Origin of the sequence: Actinomadura darangshiensis, from assembly GCF_004349235.1 — a bacterium.
Taxonomy (GTDB): domain Bacteria; phylum Actinomycetota; class Actinomycetes; order Streptosporangiales; family Streptosporangiaceae; genus Spirillospora; species Spirillospora darangshiensis.
Genome location: NZ_SMKY01000011.1, coordinates 24,465 through 41,941, shown reverse-complemented (window position 1 = coordinate 41,941; position 17,477 = coordinate 24,465). Strand labels below are relative to the sequence as shown.

Annotated in this window: 15 protein-coding genes; 10 read left to right on the top strand and 5 right to left on the bottom strand. The window is 72.5% G+C overall.

The window, feature by feature from the left end; genetic code table 11:
- Positions 1-1,206 carry an iron uptake transporter deferrochelatase/peroxidase subunit gene (efeB, locus tag E1293_RS04485; RefSeq protein ID WP_132194084.1) on the bottom strand — a complete coding sequence of 402 codons (1,206 nt, stop codon included), beginning with the start codon at positions 1,204-1,206 and terminating at the stop codon, positions 1-3.
- Positions 1,203-3,239 (bottom strand): iron uptake transporter permease EfeU, encoded by a 2,037-nt coding sequence (gene efeU, locus E1293_RS04480; RefSeq protein WP_132194082.1) that lies wholly within the window; start codon positions 3,237-3,239, stop codon positions 1,203-1,205. The genes efeB and efeU overlap by 4 nt, the downstream gene beginning before the upstream one ends.
- A gap of 452 nt (positions 3,240-3,691) precedes the next feature.
- On the opposite strand from efeU, the gene E1293_RS04475 reads away from it, so the two are divergent.
- Positions 3,692-4,891: an IS701 family transposase gene (locus tag E1293_RS04475; RefSeq protein WP_132194080.1), complete on the top strand. Its 1,200-nt coding sequence runs from the start codon at positions 3,692-3,694 to the stop codon at positions 4,889-4,891.
- A gap of 23 nt (positions 4,892-4,914) precedes the next feature.
- Here the strand turns inward: E1293_RS04475 and E1293_RS04470 are convergent, their stop codons facing one another.
- The gene (locus tag E1293_RS04470; RefSeq protein ID WP_132194078.1) at positions 4,915-5,538 is read right to left on the bottom strand and encodes a TetR/AcrR family transcriptional regulator; all 624 of its coding nucleotides are present in this window, start codon (positions 5,536-5,538) and stop codon (positions 4,915-4,917) included.
- A gap of 102 nt (positions 5,539-5,640) precedes the next feature.
- Between E1293_RS04470 and E1293_RS04465 the strand changes: the two genes are divergently transcribed.
- Both E1293_RS04465 and E1293_RS04460 read left to right on the top strand, forming a co-directional pair.
- Positions 5,641-6,108 carry an SRPBCC family protein gene (locus tag E1293_RS04465; RefSeq protein WP_132194076.1) on the top strand — a complete coding sequence of 156 codons (468 nt, stop codon included), beginning with the start codon at positions 5,641-5,643 and terminating at the stop codon, positions 6,106-6,108.
- Complete coding sequence (locus E1293_RS04460) at positions 6,105-7,604, top strand: DHA2 family efflux MFS transporter permease subunit (RefSeq protein WP_132194074.1); 1,500 nt, start codon at positions 6,105-6,107, stop codon at positions 7,602-7,604. The genes E1293_RS04465 and E1293_RS04460 overlap by 4 nt, the downstream gene beginning before the upstream one ends.
- A gap of 81 nt (positions 7,605-7,685) precedes the next feature.
- On the opposite strand, the gene E1293_RS04455 is transcribed toward E1293_RS04460, so the two are convergent.
- A complete protein-coding gene (locus tag E1293_RS04455) occupies positions 7,686-8,183 on the bottom strand; it encodes an L-2-amino-thiazoline-4-carboxylic acid hydrolase (protein ID WP_132194072.1) in 498 nt (165 codons plus the stop codon).
- Between the two features lie 196 nt (positions 8,184-8,379).
- Between E1293_RS04455 and hemE the strand changes: the two genes are divergently transcribed.
- From hemE to hemL, 6 genes are read left to right on the top strand one after another with little or no spacing between them, the layout of a single operon-like run.
- Complete coding sequence (gene hemE, locus E1293_RS04450; RefSeq protein ID WP_341770173.1) at positions 8,380-9,486, top strand: uroporphyrinogen decarboxylase; 1,107 nt, start codon at positions 8,380-8,382, stop codon at positions 9,484-9,486.
- Positions 9,483-10,385, top strand: coding sequence for an oxygen-dependent coproporphyrinogen oxidase (hemF, locus tag E1293_RS04445; protein ID WP_132194068.1), 903 nt, complete (start codon positions 9,483-9,485; stop codon positions 10,383-10,385). The genes hemE and hemF overlap by 4 nt, the downstream gene beginning before the upstream one ends.
- Positions 10,382-11,659: a glutamyl-tRNA reductase gene (hemA, locus tag E1293_RS04440; protein WP_132194066.1), complete on the top strand. Its 1,278-nt coding sequence runs from the start codon at positions 10,382-10,384 to the stop codon at positions 11,657-11,659. Before hemF ends, hemA begins: the two co-directional genes overlap by 4 nt.
- Before the next feature lie 2 nt (positions 11,660-11,661).
- Positions 11,662-12,591 carry a hydroxymethylbilane synthase gene (gene hemC, locus E1293_RS04435; RefSeq protein ID WP_132194064.1) on the top strand — a complete coding sequence of 310 codons (930 nt, stop codon included), beginning with the start codon at positions 11,662-11,664 and terminating at the stop codon, positions 12,589-12,591.
- Positions 12,588-13,580 carry a porphobilinogen synthase gene (hemB, locus tag E1293_RS04430; protein ID WP_132194062.1) on the top strand — a complete coding sequence of 331 codons (993 nt, stop codon included), beginning with the start codon at positions 12,588-12,590 and terminating at the stop codon, positions 13,578-13,580. Before hemC ends, hemB begins: the two co-directional genes overlap by 4 nt.
- The gene (hemL, locus tag E1293_RS04425) at positions 13,577-14,878 is read left to right on the top strand and encodes a glutamate-1-semialdehyde 2,1-aminomutase (protein WP_132194060.1); all 1,302 of its coding nucleotides are present in this window, start codon (positions 13,577-13,579) and stop codon (positions 14,876-14,878) included. Before hemB ends, hemL begins: the two co-directional genes overlap by 4 nt.
- Positions 14,879-14,884: 6 nt before the next feature.
- Here the strand turns inward: hemL and E1293_RS04420 are convergent, their stop codons facing one another.
- A complete protein-coding gene (locus tag E1293_RS04420; protein ID WP_132194058.1) occupies positions 14,885-16,096 on the bottom strand; it encodes an arginine deiminase in 1,212 nt (403 codons plus the stop codon).
- Positions 16,097-16,137: 41 nt separating this feature from the next.
- On the opposite strand from E1293_RS04420, the gene E1293_RS04415 reads away from it, so the two are divergent.
- Positions 16,138-17,439: an MFS transporter gene (locus E1293_RS04415; RefSeq protein WP_132194056.1), complete on the top strand. Its 1,302-nt coding sequence runs from the start codon at positions 16,138-16,140 to the stop codon at positions 17,437-17,439.
- Positions 17,440-17,477 lie beyond the last annotated feature (38 nt).

The window sequence follows — 17,477 nt, the reverse complement described above, 5'->3', positions numbered from 1 at the left end:
TCAGGCGAGCAGCGCCCGCGCGTACCATTCGTGCTTGTCGCGCACGCCGGGCAGGTCGAAGAAGTACCCGCCGCCGGTGGGGCTGATGTAGTCGACGAGCGGTTCGCCGGCCAGCCGGCGCTGGGTCGCCTCGAACTGCGCGACCGGATCCCGCTGGAAACAGCTGAAGACCAGCCCGGCGTCGAGGTCGCCGTTGACGTCGATCCCGCGGTCGTAGTTGTAGCCCCGGCGCAGGATCCGGTCGCCGTCGGTGCGCGGCGTCCGCGGGTTGGCGAGCCGGATGTGCGCGTCGAGCGGGATGACGTGCCCGTCCGGGTCCCTGGCGTAGTCCGGCTCGTCGTCCTCGGCCGCGCCGTCCAGCGGCGCGCCGGTGTCCCGGCGCCGGCCGAACATCGCCTCCTGCTCGGCCAGCGAGACCCGGTCCCAGAACTCGACGAACATCCGGATGACGCGGAACACGTGGTAGGTCCCGCCCGCCGCCCAGGCGGGCTCGCCGGGACCCGCCCACAGCAGCCGCCGCCCGGTCGCCGCTTCGGCGACCGGCGGGTTGGCGATGCCGTCCTTGAACCCGAGCAGGTTGCGGGGCGTTCCGGACGGTCGCGCCGGGCCGTGGAAGCCGTCGATGCGGTACCGCAGCTGCATGGCGCCGCGCGTGTGCTTGGCGATGATGCGCAGCGCGTGCGCCGTGGTGTCGGGGTGCGCGGAGCAGATCTGCAGGAGCAGGTCGCCGTGGCACTGCGCCGGGTCGAGGTGGTCGTCGGGGAACGTGGGCATCCGGGTCAGCCGCCGCGGCCGGCGGCCGGCGAGGCCGAACCGGTCGTCGAAGAACGAGGCGCCGAGCCCGACGGTGATCGTCAGGGCGTCGGGCATGACCACCGGGCCGACGATGCCCGAGTCGGACGGCGGCGCGGCGGGTCCGAGGTCCGGCGGGGTCCCGCCGCTGGTCATGAAGCGGGCCTGCTCGGTGAGGGTGCGGAACAGGCCGGTCAGCTCCGCACGGCGTTCCGCCACGATGTCGAAGACCGCGAAGGCGGCGCTGTCCGGCGGCGGGGTGAGGATCCCGGCCTGGTGCCGGCCGTGGAACGGCACCGCGGCCGCGGCCCCGGGCTCCGCGGCGCCCGCGGCCGAGCAGGACGCCGCGGCCAGCGCGCCGAGCGCGCCGGTGCCGGCGAGGAACGTGCGACGGGTCGGGACTCCGGCGTTCATCTCTGGATCTCCAGCAGGTCGGGAATGGGGGCGAGCGTCTCGGCGGCGCGGCCGGCCTTGGCGTTCACACGCTGCCGGACGGCGAGCGGCAGTTCCTGGACGGCCTTGTGCCGGTGCCCGTCCAGGACGGTGTCGAGCGCGTTCTGGAAGTCGTCGAGCGCGGCGGTGCAGCGGGCGGTGAGCCCGGGGGCGCGCGCCTCGATCAGCGGGGTGAGGAAGCGGAGCACGGCGCGGTCGCCCTCGATGTCGGCGGTCGCGGTGGCCTTCGCGCTATGGCTGCCGTAGTCGTCCTGGCCGGTGAGCTCGAACCGGAGGGTGTCCTCCAGGATCTCGTGCGCGCGGGTCGCGACGTCGGCGGGATCGAGCTCCAGCCCGGCGGCCCCGTCGCGGAGGCCCGCCACGGCGGACGCGAGCGCGGCGGCGGCCCGCTCGGTCTCGGCGGCGTCCCGGCCGTGCCACAGCCCGTATTCGATCTTGTGGAAGCCGGTGAAGCCCTTGTCCCGCACGCCGCCGGGAAGGCCGGAGGCCAGCCCGTCGATCGCGTCCCCGGCGTCGCCGAAGGCACCGTAGGCGGCGCCCAGCCGGTGGTAGGCCTGGTGGGCGGTGAGCCAGTCGGAGCGGGCGGCGCCGAGGTCACCGTCGGCGAGGTCGGAGCGCAGCTCGGCCACCCGTTCGTCCAGCTCGCCAAGCCCGTCGGCGACGTGGCCGCGGTAGCCTGCGAGCACCGGAGCCATGTCCGCCTCGGTGACCGGAAGCCTGACCTCGCCGCCCCCGCCCGAGCCGGTGACCGCGGCCGCCGCCGACACCGTTGTGCGGCCGCCGTCGAAGGCGCACCGCCAGGCGTAGCGGCCCGGCGCCAGCGAGACGGGAAGGTCCCTGGTGGTGCCCGGCGCGAGCATCTCTATCTCGGCGGCGATCGCCCGGCTGGACTCCTGGATCAGCTCGATGTCCACCGGCCGGCGGGTCGGGTTGGAGATGGAGAACCTGACACGGCCTGCGCTGGGTGGCGTCCAGTCGCCGGCGCACGCGGCCGGCGAGAGTTCGATCCGCTGCGCGCCGCCGGACTTGCGTCCGGTCAGCACCACGGCTCCGGCGACCACCGCGGGGACCAGCGTGACGGCCGCCGCGGCGATGACCGGCCGGCGGTTCCGGCCGCGTGCCTCGCCACCGGTGCCGGCGGCCTCCGGTGCCGGCCTCGCCTCGCGCGCCGCGGGCGGCCGGCTCCGCCGGAGGAACAGGGACATCACGACGCCGATGAAGCCCACGTAGGCGATGACCTGAGCCCACGTCATCTGGACGGTGATGTTGGTCAATCCGCGGACGATCTCCATCCACCAGGCGCCGGCCGAGATGTGCGCGCTGACGTCGTAGGCCGAGGAGTCGCGTCCGGGGACGAGGCCGGCCTCCTGCAGGTCCCGGATGCCGTACGCGAGGACCCCGCCCGCGATGACGATGAGCACGGCCCCCGTGGAGGTGAAGACTTTGCCCAGGTTGAGCTTGAGCACGCGCTTGTACATGCCGGCGCACAAGGCGACGGCGATGGCCAGGCCGATCGCCGCCCCGGTCAGCGGGGCAGGGTTCGAGCCCGCGGCCTGCGTGTTGGTCCAGATGAACAGGGCGGTCTCCAGGCCCTCGCGGGCGACCGCGACGAACGCGGTGACCGTGAGCGCGAGGCCGCCCATGGTGAGCGCGGAGCCGACCTTCTCCTTCAGTTCGCCGCTGATGGAGCGGGCGGCCCGCCGCATCCAGAAGACCATGAAGGTGACCAGGGCGACGGCGAGGAGGCTGAGCCCGCCGGCGAAGCCCTCCTGTGCGGTGCCCGGCAGCGACGCCTCCGCGAAGGTCAGGACGGCGCCCGCGCTCAGGCTGGTCGCGGCCGCCGCGGCGACCCCGAGCCAGACCCCGGTGAGCGAGCGCTCCGGTGCGAGCCTCCGCACGGTGGCCACGAGGATGGAGACGATGAGGCCGGCCTCCAGGCCCTCACGCAGCCCGATCAGCAGATTCGGGAAAGCCAATGCCCAGCTGAAATGCATGAGGTGAGGCTAACCTCGCCCATCCGCCGCTCCAATGGCCCGCCGCGCATTGTGTACCACTTCCGCAGTCGAGCGGCGGCTACGGCAGTTACCCACCGCACGGCCCCGGGCACCCAGCAGGACCGCGGCAGGTAAGGTTAGGCAAACTTAAGTCGAATCCATATCGACGCTGCGCCACCCGCCGATGCCGGAGTGCAATTGATATCGCGCATAAACGCATTTAGGTGATCATCCGTTCGAGTAGCTGCGGAAATGGCGCCGAGAGTGCGCCGCCGACTGGCCGGTCTCGGTCAATAGCGGGCCCTGGATCGCCCTTCAGGCCGGTGTTAGATTTCAAAAATATGGCCACTCGGCGTGGACCGTTGAAAATTCAGTGACGGCGGCCGTGGCCCGCTCCCATATCCGCTACGCACGTCCCGGGCCGGCCACCGCGCCCGAAGAGGGGGACAATCATGGCTCCGAACAGGCACGATCTCGATGGGCATGAGCCGCTCGACCCGGCTCACGAACCCTGGCTGCACCACATACACCGGCAGATCGAATACCGGTTCTCGCGTTCGGAGCCGCGCGCCCGCGCCTACCGCTATGTCCGTGGACTGCTCAGTCATCTGGGCCGGAAGAATAGCTGGCAAATTGCCCGGCAAGCCGGTGAAGCGCGCCCTGACGGAATGCAGCGGTTACTCGCCGCCGCGCGTTGGGACGAGAATCTCGTCCGGGACGATCTGCGGCAGCTCATGGTGGAGAATCTGTACGACGGAAATAACCTGATGATCGCCACCGAATGCGATTTCATCAAGAAGGGCAACAAGTCCGTCGGTGTGCACCGGCAGTTCTCCAGCGAGACCCGGAAGCTGGAGAACAGCCAGACCGGCGCCTTTCTCCTCTATGCCGACAGCAGTCAGAACGTGGCCCCCATCGATCGCGAGCTCTACCTGCCGAAGGAATGGGCGGACAATCATGTGCGGCGCGCCCGGGCACGGGTTCCGTCGGGCCTTTCCTATGCACCGAAGGCGCAGCTCGCCACAACGATGCTGGAACGCGCCATCGCGGCCCGGGTGCCGGCGAGCGGGGTCGTTTCGGACCAGATGTACGGCGCCGACCGGGCGCTGCGGGAGCGCCTGGAGGAACTCGGCGTCCCGTACGTGCTCGGCGTCCCGGAGCGGCATCCGGTCGCGTTGCCGCAGGCGAACAGGGTGGTCCAGGTCACGGCCGGGCAGATCGCGGCGCGCGTCCCGCATGATCTATGGCTTCGGCTCACCTCCGGCGCCGGGACGGCGACGTCATCGTGGGCCTGGGCGCAGCTCCATTCGGAAAATGACGCGTTCGGCCGGTGGCTGCTCATCCGCCGCGGGCTCGGCGGGCCCTTCCGGCTTCGCTACTGCCTCTGTTTCCAGCCGCGCGACGTGCACCCGGTGGAGCTCATTCGACTGACGTCCCGCACCGACCAGGTCATCGGCGCATTCCGGGACCTGCAGAAGCGGGTGGGGCTCGATCACTATGAGGTCAGGCTCTGGACCGCGTGGTACCGGCATGTGACGCTCGCGATGGCGGCCGTCGATTGTGTGGCATTGAGCGATTTGCACCGGGGTGCACGGTTGCTGTCACCCGGCCTCCGCTCTCGCGCCGGAGAAACTGTTCAGGGCATAGCATAGTGACCGCCTTTAAGGCAGTTTGGTCAGTCACTGGACAAAGTGTCCGGCGCGACGAGACCGCGGTGCACCAGATCCTTGACAGCCGCCTTGACTCGCCCGGACGTGATCTGCTCACCGGCGAGCGCCGCACGGGCGCCGTTCATGAGATTGAGCAGCAGCGTGGTCTGCACCTCGACGTCGAGGTCGGGGCGGAGCGCGCCCGCCGCCACGCCCGCGGTCAGCAGCTCCGCCAGCATCCCGCGCATCGAGGCGAGATGGCCGGCGAGGTCGGCGTGCGCGGCGGGCGAGAGCCCGGCCGACTCCAGCCGTCCGGCGTCGCGGTGCTCGGCGCCGTCGAGGTAGTCGACCTGGCGGTCGATGTAGAGGTCGATGGCGCGCCGGGGGTCGCTCTCCCGCGCCAGCTGCGCCGCCAGCTCGTCCTGGAAACGGCGCACCTCGGCGCTGATGTAGGAGACGACGGCCGTCTCGACGTCGGGGAAGTACTTGTACAGGGTGGCCCGCGCCACGCCCGCCGACTTGGCGAGCTGGCTCATCGTGGTGCCGCCCAGGCCGCGCTCGGAGACCAGGCCGAGCGCGGTGCGGCCGATGTGCAGGGCCAGCTGCTGCCGCGCGCTCTCCATCATCTCCGGCCAGATCTGCTGAACCATGTTCCGACTCTAGAACGCGTTCGGGTGGGTGACATAGCGGCGGGACATCAGACATACTGACTAGCAGGTGGACACTTTGTTCACCTGATGAGGGAGGTGCTCATGCCGACCATCACGGTCACGACCCGCCGGGTCCTCCCGGCGCCCGCCGACGAGGTCTTCGGGCTGCTCAGCGACTTCCGCGAAGCGCGGCCGCGCTACCTGCCGGACGCGATCACCGGTTACGAGGTGCTGGACGGCGGCGACGCGGGCACCGGCACCCGGATCGGCTACCTCCTGCACGCCACCAAGAAGCGGATCCGGCCGACCCAGGCCACGGTGCACGTCTCCGCCGCCGACCGCGAGGTCCAGGAGCGGACGGCGGAGGCCGACCAACTCGTCGCCTGGACGGTGGCGCCGTCAGGAGCGGGCAGCGAGGTGAGCGTCACAGTCTCCTGGACCGGGGCCACCGGCATCGCCGGCGTGGCGGAGCGCACCTTCGCCCCCATCGGGATCCGCCGCATTTACGACCAGATGCTGGAACGGCTCGAAGCCGTGGCCGCAAGCGAACTCGGACGGCCCGCGCCATGAGCGGCTCGGACATGCGCCCGCGCGCCGCCCGGAAGCGACGGCACGCGAAGACCGGCCTCCCCGAACGGCCCCCGGGAGAGCCGGCGGAGGAGCCGCCGGGCACGGCGCAGGGCGCCATCGGCCGATGGCGGGCCCTCGCCGTCCTGTGCTTCGTCGACTTCATGCTGGTCATCGACGAGACCGTGGTCAACGTGGCGATGCCCTCCATGCGGGACGGTCTCGGGCTCTCGCTGTCCAGCCTCGCCTGGGTCGCCGACGGGTACTGGCTGCTCTACGGCGGCTTCCTGCTGCTCGGCGGACGCGCCGGCGACCTGCTCGGCCGGCGCCGGCTGTTCCTCGCCGGGCTGACCCTCTTCACCGTCGCGTCCCTGATCAACGGGCTGGCGCCGAACGGCACCGTGCTGATCCTGTTCCGCGCCGTGCAGGGCCTCGGTGCGGCGTTCACCGCCCCCACCTCGCTGGCGCTGATCCAGATCCTCTTCCCGGAGTCCGGGGAGCGCACCCGGGCGCTCGGCATCTGGGGCGGCATCTCCGGCATGGGCGGGGCCGCCGGGCTGCTGCTCGGCGGGGCGCTGACGGACCTGCTCTCCTGGCGCTGGATCTTCTTCATCAACGTGCCGATCGGCATCGCCGTCCTGCTCGTCCTGCCGCGCATGATCCGGGCCGACCCGCCCGAACGGTCGGGACGGTTCGACCTGCCCGGTGCGCTGACCATCACCGGCGGCCTGACCGCGCTCGTCTACGCGGCCCTGCAGGCCGGCCACAACGGCTGGGGCTCGGCGCGAACGGTCTCGATGCTGGTCGCGGCCGCAGTGCTGGTGGCGGCCTTCGTGCTGATCGAGCGGCGGGCCGAGAACCCGCTCATCCCGGCCGCGTTCCTCCGGGTGCGCACCACGGCCGTGGCGAACGCGCTCGCCCTGGTCGTCCCGTCCGCGTTCGCGGGCACGTTCTTCATCCTGACGATCTATCTGCAGACGGCCGGGGGATACAGTGCGCTGCGCACCGGGTTCGCCTACCTCACCCTGGTGGCGGGCATGCTGATCGCCATCCCGCTGGCGACCCAGACGCTGGTGCCGAAGCTCGGGCCGCGGTGGGTGCTCGCCATGGGACTGCTGATCATGGCGGCGGGGTCGCTGACCTTCGTCCGGCTGCCCGAGCACGCGTCCTATCTGAGCGACATCGTGCCGGGCCTGGCCCTGATCGGGTTCGGCGCCGGCTGGACCTTCATCCCGGTCACGATCGCCGCGGTGGACCGGGCGAAGCCCGAGTTCTCGGGCCTGGCCGCGGGCGTGTTCAACGCCGCCCTGCAGATCGGCGGGGCGCTGGCCCTCGCGCTCTACGTCGCGGTCGCCGCCGCCTGGACCCGGCACCTCCCGGGACAGGACGCGCTCTCCGCCCAGCTGGGCGGCTACCACGCGGCGTTCCTCGTGGGCGCGGGGCTGTCGGTGGCGGCGGCGGTCGGCGCCGCCGTCGGGTTGCGCGGCCTCCGCAAATGACGCGCTGAAGGCCGCGGCCACCGGACGTCATGAGGTCCCAGGACGGGAAGCCGTCCTGGGACCGTTGACGTGGCCGGGGTGTCAGGCGGTCTCGGCGTCGGCCTCGGACGCCTTCGCTCCGTTGGCCGCCGATTCGGGACGCGCGTAGCGGAACACGCAGACGTGCCGGCCCTCGGCCTGGTGGAGCAGGCCCTCGACGGTCATGTCGGGGAAGGCCCGGCGGGTGGCCTCGAAGTCCAGCTCGCACAGCACGGGGGTCGGCTCGACGTCCAGCTCCGCGGCAGCCGTCACGCACATGCAGGTGCGGCAGACCTGCATCACGGCGTCCACGCCGTCCCGCGACATGTCCAGTGACTCTTCCTGGAAGCCCATCTGCGCGAAGACGGCCAGCGCCTCCCGGAAGCCCTCGATCAGCGGACGGCCCTCGATGCGCGGCCCCATGCGCTCGGCCTGCCGCTCGGGATAACCCTCCAGCAGGATCTCGCGCGCCTTCTCGTCGCCGTGCTCGTCGCGTAGCCGCAGATAGCGGTTGAGTCGTTCCCTCATCATTGTGCGGGTCTGCTCACTGAGATCGGGCATGGGTGCCCCTTCCGTTCGGATGCGTTCCGGCCGGTGTACCAGAGTTCTTTTCGAGAATCACTGGCTAACTGCGGTGAGAGGTGCCGTTCATCGGTTATGTGCAGTGGTGTCCGACACTCACCGGACGGCCCTGGTGGCTAAAAAACCGCGCGGCTAGAGTCGGCCCCGGACGCTCCGGGAAGCGTTCGACCTCGACGTGAAAGGTCTGCCGGTGAGTTCGTATCTGGAAACGGCACTCGGTGGGAATTCGGCGCGCGCGCCGGTTTGGATGATGCGCCAGGCGGGCCGCTACCTGCCGGAATACCGGGCGGTCAAGGAAAAGTACGACTTCTGGACGATGTGCCGGACCCCGGAGCTCGCCGCCGAGATCACGCTTCAGCCGGTGCGGCGCTTCGGAATGGACGCGGCGATTCTGTTCAGCGACATCATGACGCCGCTCTTCGATATGGGGGTCCAGGTCGATTTCACGCCGGCCCCGGTCATCGCCGACCCGGTCCGGACCGCAGCCGACGTACGCCGCCTGCGCGTCCCCGAACAGGACGAGATCGCGCCTTTCGTCAGTGCTGCGATCCAGCTGATCCGAGCGGATTCACCGGTACCTTTGATCGGTTTCGCGGCGGCCCCGCTGACGCTCGCCACCTATCTGGTCCAGGGGTCGGGAAGCAAGCATTTCATGGAGTTCAGAAGCTGGCTCCGCACCGATCCCGCGCTCGCTTCGGAACTGCTCGGAAAGCTCACCGAGGTGACCATCCGGTATCTGCGCGCACAGGTCGCCGCGGGAGCCCAGGCGGTGCAGCTCTTCGACTCGTGGGCCGGGCTGCACGACATCGCGTCCTACCGCGAGTTCGGCGCCCCCTCCGCCGCCGCGGTGCTGGGCGCACTGGTCCGCCCCGAGGTGCCGCGCGGCTACTTCGCGGTGCACGCCGCGCACCTGATGGACGCCGTGGCCGACCTGCCCGCGGAGATCATCGGGGTGGACTGGCGGACTCCGCTGCGGGTCGCGCGCACCACCTGCCCGACCCGCGTCCTGCAGGGCAACCTCGACCCGGCCGTGCTGCTGGCCGCCCCCGACGTGGTCCGCCGCGAGACGGAGCGGGTCCTGCGGGACGGGCTCGGCGGCCCGCACATCTTCAACCTCGGGCACGGCGTCGACCTGCACACGCCGGAGGCCGGCGTCCACGCGGTACTGGAGGCGGTGCGGGACTTCGACCGGACGGCCGAGGCGGCGCACGGGGCCGCGGACGGGGCGGTCGCCCCCACGCCTCCCGCCGCGCCGAACGAGAGAGAGGTCGATGCGCTATGAACCGGAAGGCTGTCGTCGACCTCATGCTCGCCAAGCAGGCGACGCTCGTCGAAGCCTTCTCGCAGTTCGAGAAGGAGGCGGAGTTCCAGGAGCGGAGCTGGGAGCAGCCGGACGGCGGTGGAGGCTGGGCCCGGATCCTCGAGAACGGGGACGTGTTCGAACGCGCGGGCATCAACGTCGCCGCGGTGCACGGGAAACGGGTGCCGCCGGCGATCGCCGACCGTGAGGACATCGACCACGACTCGGGCTACTTCGCCACCGGTGTCTCGATGGTGGTGCACGGCCGGAATCCCTACGTCCCCTCGTTCCACGCGAACTACCGCTATTTCGAGGTCGACGGCGGATCCATCTGGTGGTTCGGCGGCGGCGCCGACCTGACGCCGGCGTACGTGTTCGAGGAGGACGCGGAGCACTTCCACAGCGTCCTGAAGGACTACTGCGATGCCTACGACCCCGGCTTCTACGCCAAGGCCAAGCGGGAGTGCGACGAGTACTTCTACATTCCGCACCGCGACGAGACGCGCGGTGTCGGCGGCATCTTCTTCGTCGAGCTGCATCCGGACGGAGCGGGCGGCTGGAACCGCGCCCTCGACTTCATCGGCGCCGGCCTCGACGCCATCGTCCCCGCCTACGCGCCCATCGTGGAACGGCGCAAGGACCTTCCCTACTCGGATCGGGAACGCGCCTGGCAGCTCACCCGGCGCGGCCGCTATGTCGAGTTCAACCTCGTCTACGACAACGGGACGAAGTTCGGCCTGCAAGCCAAGGGCCACATCGATTCCGTGCTGATGTCGCTGCCGCCGATGGTGGGCTGGAATTTCGACGCGACGCCCGAACCCGGGAGCCCGGAGGCGGCGGTGGCCGGATATCTGCGCCCCCGAGACTGGATTCCGTCATGACCCTCGTCGCAACGGGACTGAGCCATCGCAGCACGGACATCGGCATGCTCGAACAATTCGCCCTCGACCGCGCGCAGACGGCGGGCCTGCGCGGGAAGCTGTCGGCCGCCGGCGAGATCGGCGAGGTCGTGGTGCTCGCCACCTGCAACCGGGTCGAGGTGTACGCCGATACCGCCGACCCCGGCGGCGCACTCGGCCGGATCCGGGCGGAACTGGCCGAGATCACCGGTGCCGACGAGCTGGCCCTGGCGCCGCACCTCTACGGCAGGCGCGGCCGGGACGCGGTGCGGCACCTGTTCCGGGTCGCGTGCGGCCTGGACTCGATGCTCGTAGGCGAGGCCCAGATCCGCGGCCAGGTCCGCGACGCCTACGCCGACGCGCGGGCGGAGGCGGCCGTCGGTCCCGTCCTGCACGACCTGTTCCAGCAGGCGTTCCGGCTGGGCAAACGCGCGGAGAGCGAACTCGGGATCGGCCGGATGGGCGCGTCCCTGGTCGAGGTCGGGCTGCGCGCCGGCGGCGGGCACCTCGGCACCCTGCGCGGCCGGCGCGCCCTCGTCGTCGGGGCCGGCGCCATGGGGGCCCTCGCCGCGACCGCGCTGGCGGACGCGGACGTCGCCGAGATCGTCATCGCCAACCGCACGCCCGCGCGGGCCCGCCGGGTCGCCGCGCAGGTGGGCGGCCGGGCGCGCGGGCTGGCCGGGCTGGACGAGGCGATCGCCCGCAGCGACGTGGTCGTGGCGACCGCCGCGGCCGGCGAGGCGCTGCTGACCGCCGGCATGTTCCCGTCCGGGCGGCCGATGTTCGTCCTCGACCTGTCGATGCCGCGCAGCGCCGAACCCGAGGTCGGCAAGGGCGACGGGATCCTCCTCGTCGACCTGGAGGCGCTCGGCGAGCGGCTCCGCGGCGAGCGCGCCGAGCTCCCGGCGGAGTCGGCCGAGCGGATGGTCGACGCCGAGGTCGAGGAGTACGCGCGGCGGGAGCGGGCGGCCGCGGCCAAGCCCGCGATCGTCGCCATGCGCACCACCGCCCTCGCCGCGCTGGAGACGGAGCTGACCAGGTTCCACCAGCGGGTGCCGTCGCTGTCCGCCGACACCCGCAGCGAGGTCGACAGCATGGCGCGGCGGCTGGTCGACAAGTTCCTGCACCGGCCGACGGTGCGGGTCAAGAGCATGGCCGCCGCGGAGAACCCGGTGTACGTCCAGGTCCTGCGCGACCTGTTCGACCCCGACCACCCGGCCGGGGGAATCCCCGGAAACGTCGAGTCCAAAGGATGACCATGACCGTCCGGACCACCGTCCGCGTCCTGCGGATGGGCACGCGCAAGAGCGCGCTCGCGATGATCCAGTCGACCGGGTTCGCGGAGAGCCTGGCGTACCGCACCGGGACCGACGTCGAGACCGTCGGCGTCGTGACCGAGGGCGATGTCAACGGCGCGCCCATCACCTCGTTCGGCGGCCTCGGCGTGTTCGTGCAGGCGGTGCGCGGCGCGCTGCTGAGCGGCCGGGTCGACTTCGCCGTCCACTCGTGCAAGGACCTGCCGACCGCGCCCGCCGAGGGGATCCTGACCGCCGCGATCCCGGCCCGTGAGGACCCGCGCGACGCGCTGGTCACCGCCACGGGCGCGACCTTCGACGCGCTGCCCGCGGGCGCCGCGATCGGCACCGGGTCGCCGCGGCGGACGAGCCAGCTGCTCGCGCTGCGCCCCGACCTGAAGATCGTCCCGATCCGGGGGAACGTCGACACCCGGCTGCACAAGGTGGACTCGGGGGAGCTGGACGGCGTCGTCCTCGCCGCGGCCGGGCTGGACCGGCTCGGTCTCGGCGACCGGGCGGTGGAGCGGTTCGCGCCGGAGCGGCTGCTGCCGTCCCCGGCGCAGGGCGCGCTCGCCGTGGAGTGCCGCTCCGCCGACGGGCCGGTCGCGGCGCTGCTCGCGCGGCTCGACGACGCCGGAACCCGGGCCGCGGCCACCGCGGAGCGTGCCGCGCTGGCCCGGCTGGAAGGCGGCTGCAGCGCCCCGGTCGGGGCGCACGCCGTGGTCCGCGACGACTCGCTGGAGCTGACCGTCGCGGTCACCGCGCTCGACGGCTCGCGCCGGCTGGTGCGCAGCCACCGGGGTCCGGCCGTCCAGGCGGTGGAGACGGGGCGGACCGTGGCGGACGAGTTGCTCGCCGACGGAGCGGCCGAGTTGCTGGGAGGCGTCCGATGACGATCGACGGAGCGGCCTTCCCCGCCGCGCGGCCGCGCCGGCTGCGGCGGACCGAGGCGATGCGGTCGCTGGTCCGGGAGACCCGGCTGGCGGGGAGCGACCTCGTGCTGCCGATGTTCGTCAAGGAGGGCCTCACCGAGCCGCAGCCGATCCCCTCCATGCCCGGCGTCGTGCAGCACACGCCGGCGTCGCTGGCGAAGGCCGCGGCGGAGGCCGTCTCCGCCGGGGTGGGGGGCCTCATGCTGTTCGCCGTCCCGGAGCACCGGGACGCGCTGGGGACGCAGGCCACCGAGCCGGACGGCGTCCTGCAGCGCGCGATCCGCACGACGGTGGCGGAGACCGGCGATGACGCGGTCGTCATGGCCGACCTGTGCCTCGACGAGTTCACCGACCACGGGCACTGCGGGGTGCTGACCCCGTCCGGCGCGGTGGACAACGACGCGACGCTGGAGCGGTACGCGGCGATGGCGGTGGCCCAGGCGGAGGCGGGCGTCCACGTGGTCGGGCCGAGCGGCATGATGGACGGCCAGGTCGGGGCGATCCGGAGCGCGCTCGACGCGGCGGGCTTCGCGGACGTGGCGATCCTCGCCTACACCGCGAAGTACGCCTCCGCCTTCTACGGCCCGTTCCGCGACGCGGTGGAGAGCGACCTCGCCGGCGACCGCAAGACTTACCAGCAGGATCCGCCCAACGGCGGCGAGGCGATGCGCGAGCTGGCTCTCGACCTGGCCGAGGGCGCCGACATCGTCATGGTCAAGCCGGCCACCGCCTACCTGGACATCGTCCGCCGGATCCGGGAGGCCACCGAGGTGCCGGTCGCCGCCTACCAGGTGTCCGGCGAGTACGCGATGGTCGAGGCGGCCGCGGCCCGCGGCTGGCTGGACCGCGACCGGACGGTGCTGGAGACGCTGACGTCGATCCGCCGCGCGGGCGCGTCGGTCGTCCTGTCCTACTGGGCCACCGAGGTCGCGCAGAGGCTCGGCCGATGAGCGCGGCACCCGCGTCGCGGGCCCTGTTCGAACGGGCGCTCGCGGTCATCCCCGGCGGCGTCAACTCACCGGTCCGCGCGTTCGGCGCGGTCGGCGGCACGCCCCGGTTCGTCACGTCCGGCCGCGGCGCCTACCTGACCGACGCGGACGGCCGCGAGTACGTTGACCTCGTCTGCTCCTGGGGCGCGCTGCTGCTCGGGCACGCGCATCCGGCGGTGATCGAGGCCGCCGCCGCGGCGATGGCGCTGGGCACCTCGTTCGGCGCGCCCACCGAGGACGAGGTGCTGCTCGCCGCCGAGATCATCGCCAGGGTCCGGCCGGTGGAGCGGGTCCGGCTCGTCAACTCGGGCACCGAGGCGACGACGGCCGCGATCCGCCTGGCGCGGGCCCACACGGGACGCGACAAGATCGTGAAGTTCGCCGGGTGCTACCACGGGCACGCCGACGGGCTCCTCGTGGCCGCCGGGTCGGGCGTCGCCACGCTCGCCATCCCGGACACGCCGGGGGTCACCGGCGCGCAGGCGTCCGACACCATCGTGCTCCCCTACAACGACCCGGCGGCGCTCGCCGCGGCCTTCGCCGGGCAGGGCGAGCGGATCGCCTGCGTCATCGCCGAGGCGGTGCCGGGCAACATGGGCGTGGTGCCGCCCGAACCCGGGTTCACCGCGGCGCTCGCGACGGTCTGCCGCGACCACGGGGCCCTGCTGGTCTCGGACGAGGTCATGACCGGCTTCCGGCTCAGCCCGGCGGGCTGGTTCGGGCTGGAGGGCGTCCGCCCCGACCTCGTCACCTTCGGGAAGGTGATGGGCGGCGGGTTCCCCGCGGCCGGGTTCGGCGGGCCCGCGGCGATCATGGAGCGGATCGCGCCGGCCGGGCCCGTCTACCAGGCGGGCACCCTGTCCGGCAATCCGGTGGCCACCGCGGCGGGCCTCGCGACGCTGCGCGCCGCGACCCCCGGCGTGTACGCCCATCTCGACCGGGTCTCCGCGGACCTGCGCGACCTGGTGTCGGACGCGCTCACCAAGGAGGGCGTGGCCCATCGGGTACAGAACGCCGGCAACCTCTTCTCAGTCTTCTTCACCGACGGGCCGGTGAAGGACTACACCGCCGCGCGGCGGCAGGAGACCTGGCGGTACGCCGCGTTCTTCCACGCGATGCTCGACCGGGGCGTCTACCTTCCGCCCTCGGCGTTCGAGGCATGGTTCGTCTCGGCCGCCCTGGACGACGCCGCGCTCGAACGCGTCGCCGCCGCACTGCCGGACGCCGCCCGCGCGGCCGCCGGGGCGTCGCCGCCCTGATGCCGGTCAGGCCGGGGAGTCACGGAGGAGGGGGCAGGACATGCAGCGGGGGCCGCCTCGGCCGGTGCCCAGTTCGCTGCCGCTGATGCGGATCACCTCGATGCCCGACGCCTCCAGCTGGGCGTTCGTCTCGATGTTGCGCTCGTAGGCGACGCAGAGGCGGGGAGCCACGGCGAGGGTGTTGTTGCCGTCGTCCCACTGCTCGCGTTCGGCGGTGACCGGGTCCAGGCCGGTGTCGATGACCTTGAGGCGGTCGAGGCCCATCGCCTCGGCGGCGGCGTCCAGGAAGGGGCGCGGTTCGGTCACGCGCAGGTCGCCGTTGTCCAGGGTGACGGTGTGGGCCGTCAGGGAGTGCGCCACCGGCGGGTACATGACGACGGTGTCGACGTCGACCATCGTGCAGACGGTGTCGAGGTGCATCGTGGCGCGTTCCTGCGCGATCGGGACGGCCAGGACGGTGTGCGCCAGGCCCGCGCCGATCACCTGGCGGGCCAGGCGCTCGACGCCCGCGGGGGTGGTCCGCTCGCCGGTTCCGACGGCGATCACTCCGGGGCGCAGCAGGAGGACGTCCCCGCCCTCAAGGTGTTCCAGGGACGGCGTGTACACCGGGTCCACCCCGGCGAAACGGGGATGGTGCGCGTAGACCAGGCCGGTCAGAGCCGACTCACGGCGGCGCGCCTCCATCGCCAGGCTGGTCACCGCCACGCGGTCGCCGATCCAGGTGCTGTTGTCGCGGGTGAACAGCAGGCCGGGCAGCGGGTCGACGATGAAGTCGAGCCGGTCCATGAGGCGGTAGACGAGGCCGTGCCCCGACTTCAGCTCCTCGTGCGCCAGGCCGGCGATCAGGGTGTGCGCGAGGTTCTCCGGGTCGAGGTCGCGCAGGTAGTCCTGGACGACGCGGCGGAGCTGGTCGCCGAGGCGGAGGTCGACGATGGCGTCCGCGATCGCCTGTTCGCGGGCGGCCTCGTACTCCAGGGCGTCCTGGAGGAGCTCCGTCACGTACAGGACCTCGACGCCGCGTGAGCGCAGTGCCTCGGCGAACGCGTCGTGCTCCTCCTGCGCCCGGCCCGCCCACGGGATCGCGTCGAACAGCAGCTTGTCGCTGTTGCGCGGGGTGAGCCGTTTCAGCTCCGCCCCCGGACGGTGCAGCAGGACGGTCCGCAGCCGTCCGACCTCGCTGGTGACCCGGTGCTCGTGCGCTGTCTTCGCTGCCGTCACCCTCCGCAGTCTAGGCGGCGGAGATATGCCACGATTCGGGGGTGATCGGCAGGACGGCGGCGCTGCCGCTCCACCTCACGTCGGCGACGATGCTGCGGGTGTCCGCGGAGGGCGTCGCCACCGCGCTGGTCCTGACCGTCCAGGCGCGGACGGGCGACGCCGCCACGGCCGGCTTCCTGCAGACCGCGATGACCCTGCCGTACGTGCTGAGCGGCCCGGTGATCGGGAACGCGCTGGACCGGGTGGGGCGTCCGCGCCGGATCGCCGTCGTCCTCGCCGCCTGCTACGCCGCCTCGACCGCGCTGCTGCTGACGATGGCGGGACGGTCGCCGCTCGTCCTCGCGCTGTGCGTCGCCGCGGTGATCGGCTGCACCGAGCCGATCGTCGTGGCGCTGACCAGCCTGCTGCCGCGCTTCGTCCCGGCCGGACGGCTTTCGCGGGCGTACGGCCTGGAGGCGTCCAGCTACAACCTGGCCGGCATCGCGGGCCCTGGCCTGGCCGCCGGTCTCGCCGCGCTGGCAGGCGGCCAGTATTCGGGCGCCGCCGTGGTCGCCGTCGGCGTTCTGGGCCTAGCGACCCTGCCGCTTCTCCCTTTCCCCCGCCCGTCCGCGAGCGGGGACGACGCAGCCCCGGGGCCGGCCAGTGTGGAGGCCACCGCCGACACCGGCGCGGTCGGTGGTCCCGCCATCGATGCGGGGGCGAGGGCGGGCGCCGGGACGCTGTCGGTGATCACGGGTGGGCTGACGGTGCTCGCCGAGGGGCGGGTGCTGCGGGCGCTGACGGCGGCGACGACGCTCGCGTGGATGGGGTTCGGGGGCGTCGCCGTCACGGCGGTCCTGCTGGCCGAGCACATCGGCGCGGCGCCCAGCGCGGGCGGGCGGCTGCTCGTGGCGATGGCGGTCGGCTCGCTGATCGGCTCGCTCGCGTCCAGCCGGTGGCTGACACCGAAGCACGCCGAACCGGTCATGCTCGCCGGGCTCTTCGCGTTCGGGGCGTCGCTCGCGGCCCTCGCCGTGACGCCGTCCCTGCCGTGGGCGACGGCCGCGTTCGTCGCGGCCGGGATCAGCGAGGGGCCGGTGTTCGCGGCCACGCTCATGCTCCGCCAGCGCGAGTCGCCGCCGGACCGGCTCGGCCAGGTCAACACCACCGCGGGCAGCCTCAAGATCGGCGCGTCCGCCGTCGGTGCCGCTCTGACCGCGGCCTCCGCCGACGCGGTCGGCCCGGTCGGCCTGGTGCTCGGCATCGCCTCGTTCCAGCTGGTCGGCGCCCTGGTCGGCCTGCTCCTGCTGCGGCTGCCGGCGCGGGCCGGAAAACCGGTCGACTTCCACAAGGGGCGGCCGTAGTGTCCGGAGCATGTTCCTCGCAGCCGGCACCCGCACGC

What these genes read in the sequence shown, in the direction of transcription:
- hemB (WP_132194062.1), top strand. Translation starts at nt 12,588, where the DNA reads ATGACGATCGACGGAGCGGCCTTCCCCGCCGCGCGGCCGCGCCGGCTG.
- hemC (WP_132194064.1), top strand. Translation starts at nt 11,662, where the DNA reads ATGACCGTCCGGACCACCGTCCGCGTCCTGCGGATGGGCACGCGCAAG.
- E1293_RS04470 (WP_132194078.1), bottom strand. Translation starts at nt 5,538, where the DNA reads ATGGTTCAGCAGATCTGGCCGGAGATGATGGAGAGCGCGCGGCAGCAG.
- hemF (WP_132194068.1), top strand. Translation starts at nt 9,483, where the DNA reads ATGAACCGGAAGGCTGTCGTCGACCTCATGCTCGCCAAGCAGGCGACG.
- hemA (WP_132194066.1), top strand. Translation starts at nt 10,382, where the DNA reads ATGACCCTCGTCGCAACGGGACTGAGCCATCGCAGCACGGACATCGGC.
- efeU (WP_132194082.1), bottom strand. Translation starts at nt 3,239, where the DNA reads ATGCATTTCAGCTGGGCATTGGCTTTCCCGAATCTGCTGATCGGGCTG.
- E1293_RS04455 (WP_132194072.1), bottom strand. Translation starts at nt 8,183, where the DNA reads ATGCCCGATCTCAGTGAGCAGACCCGCACAATGATGAGGGAACGACTC.
- efeB (WP_132194084.1), bottom strand. Translation starts at nt 1,206, where the DNA reads ATGAACGCCGGAGTCCCGACCCGTCGCACGTTCCTCGCCGGCACCGGC.
- E1293_RS04460 (WP_132194074.1), top strand. Translation starts at nt 6,105, where the DNA reads ATGAGCGGCTCGGACATGCGCCCGCGCGCCGCCCGGAAGCGACGGCAC.
- E1293_RS04475 (WP_132194080.1), top strand. Translation starts at nt 3,692, where the DNA reads ATGGCTCCGAACAGGCACGATCTCGATGGGCATGAGCCGCTCGACCCG.
- hemL (WP_132194060.1), top strand. Translation starts at nt 13,577, where the DNA reads ATGAGCGCGGCACCCGCGTCGCGGGCCCTGTTCGAACGGGCGCTCGCG.
- E1293_RS04465 (WP_132194076.1), top strand. Translation starts at nt 5,641, where the DNA reads ATGCCGACCATCACGGTCACGACCCGCCGGGTCCTCCCGGCGCCCGCC.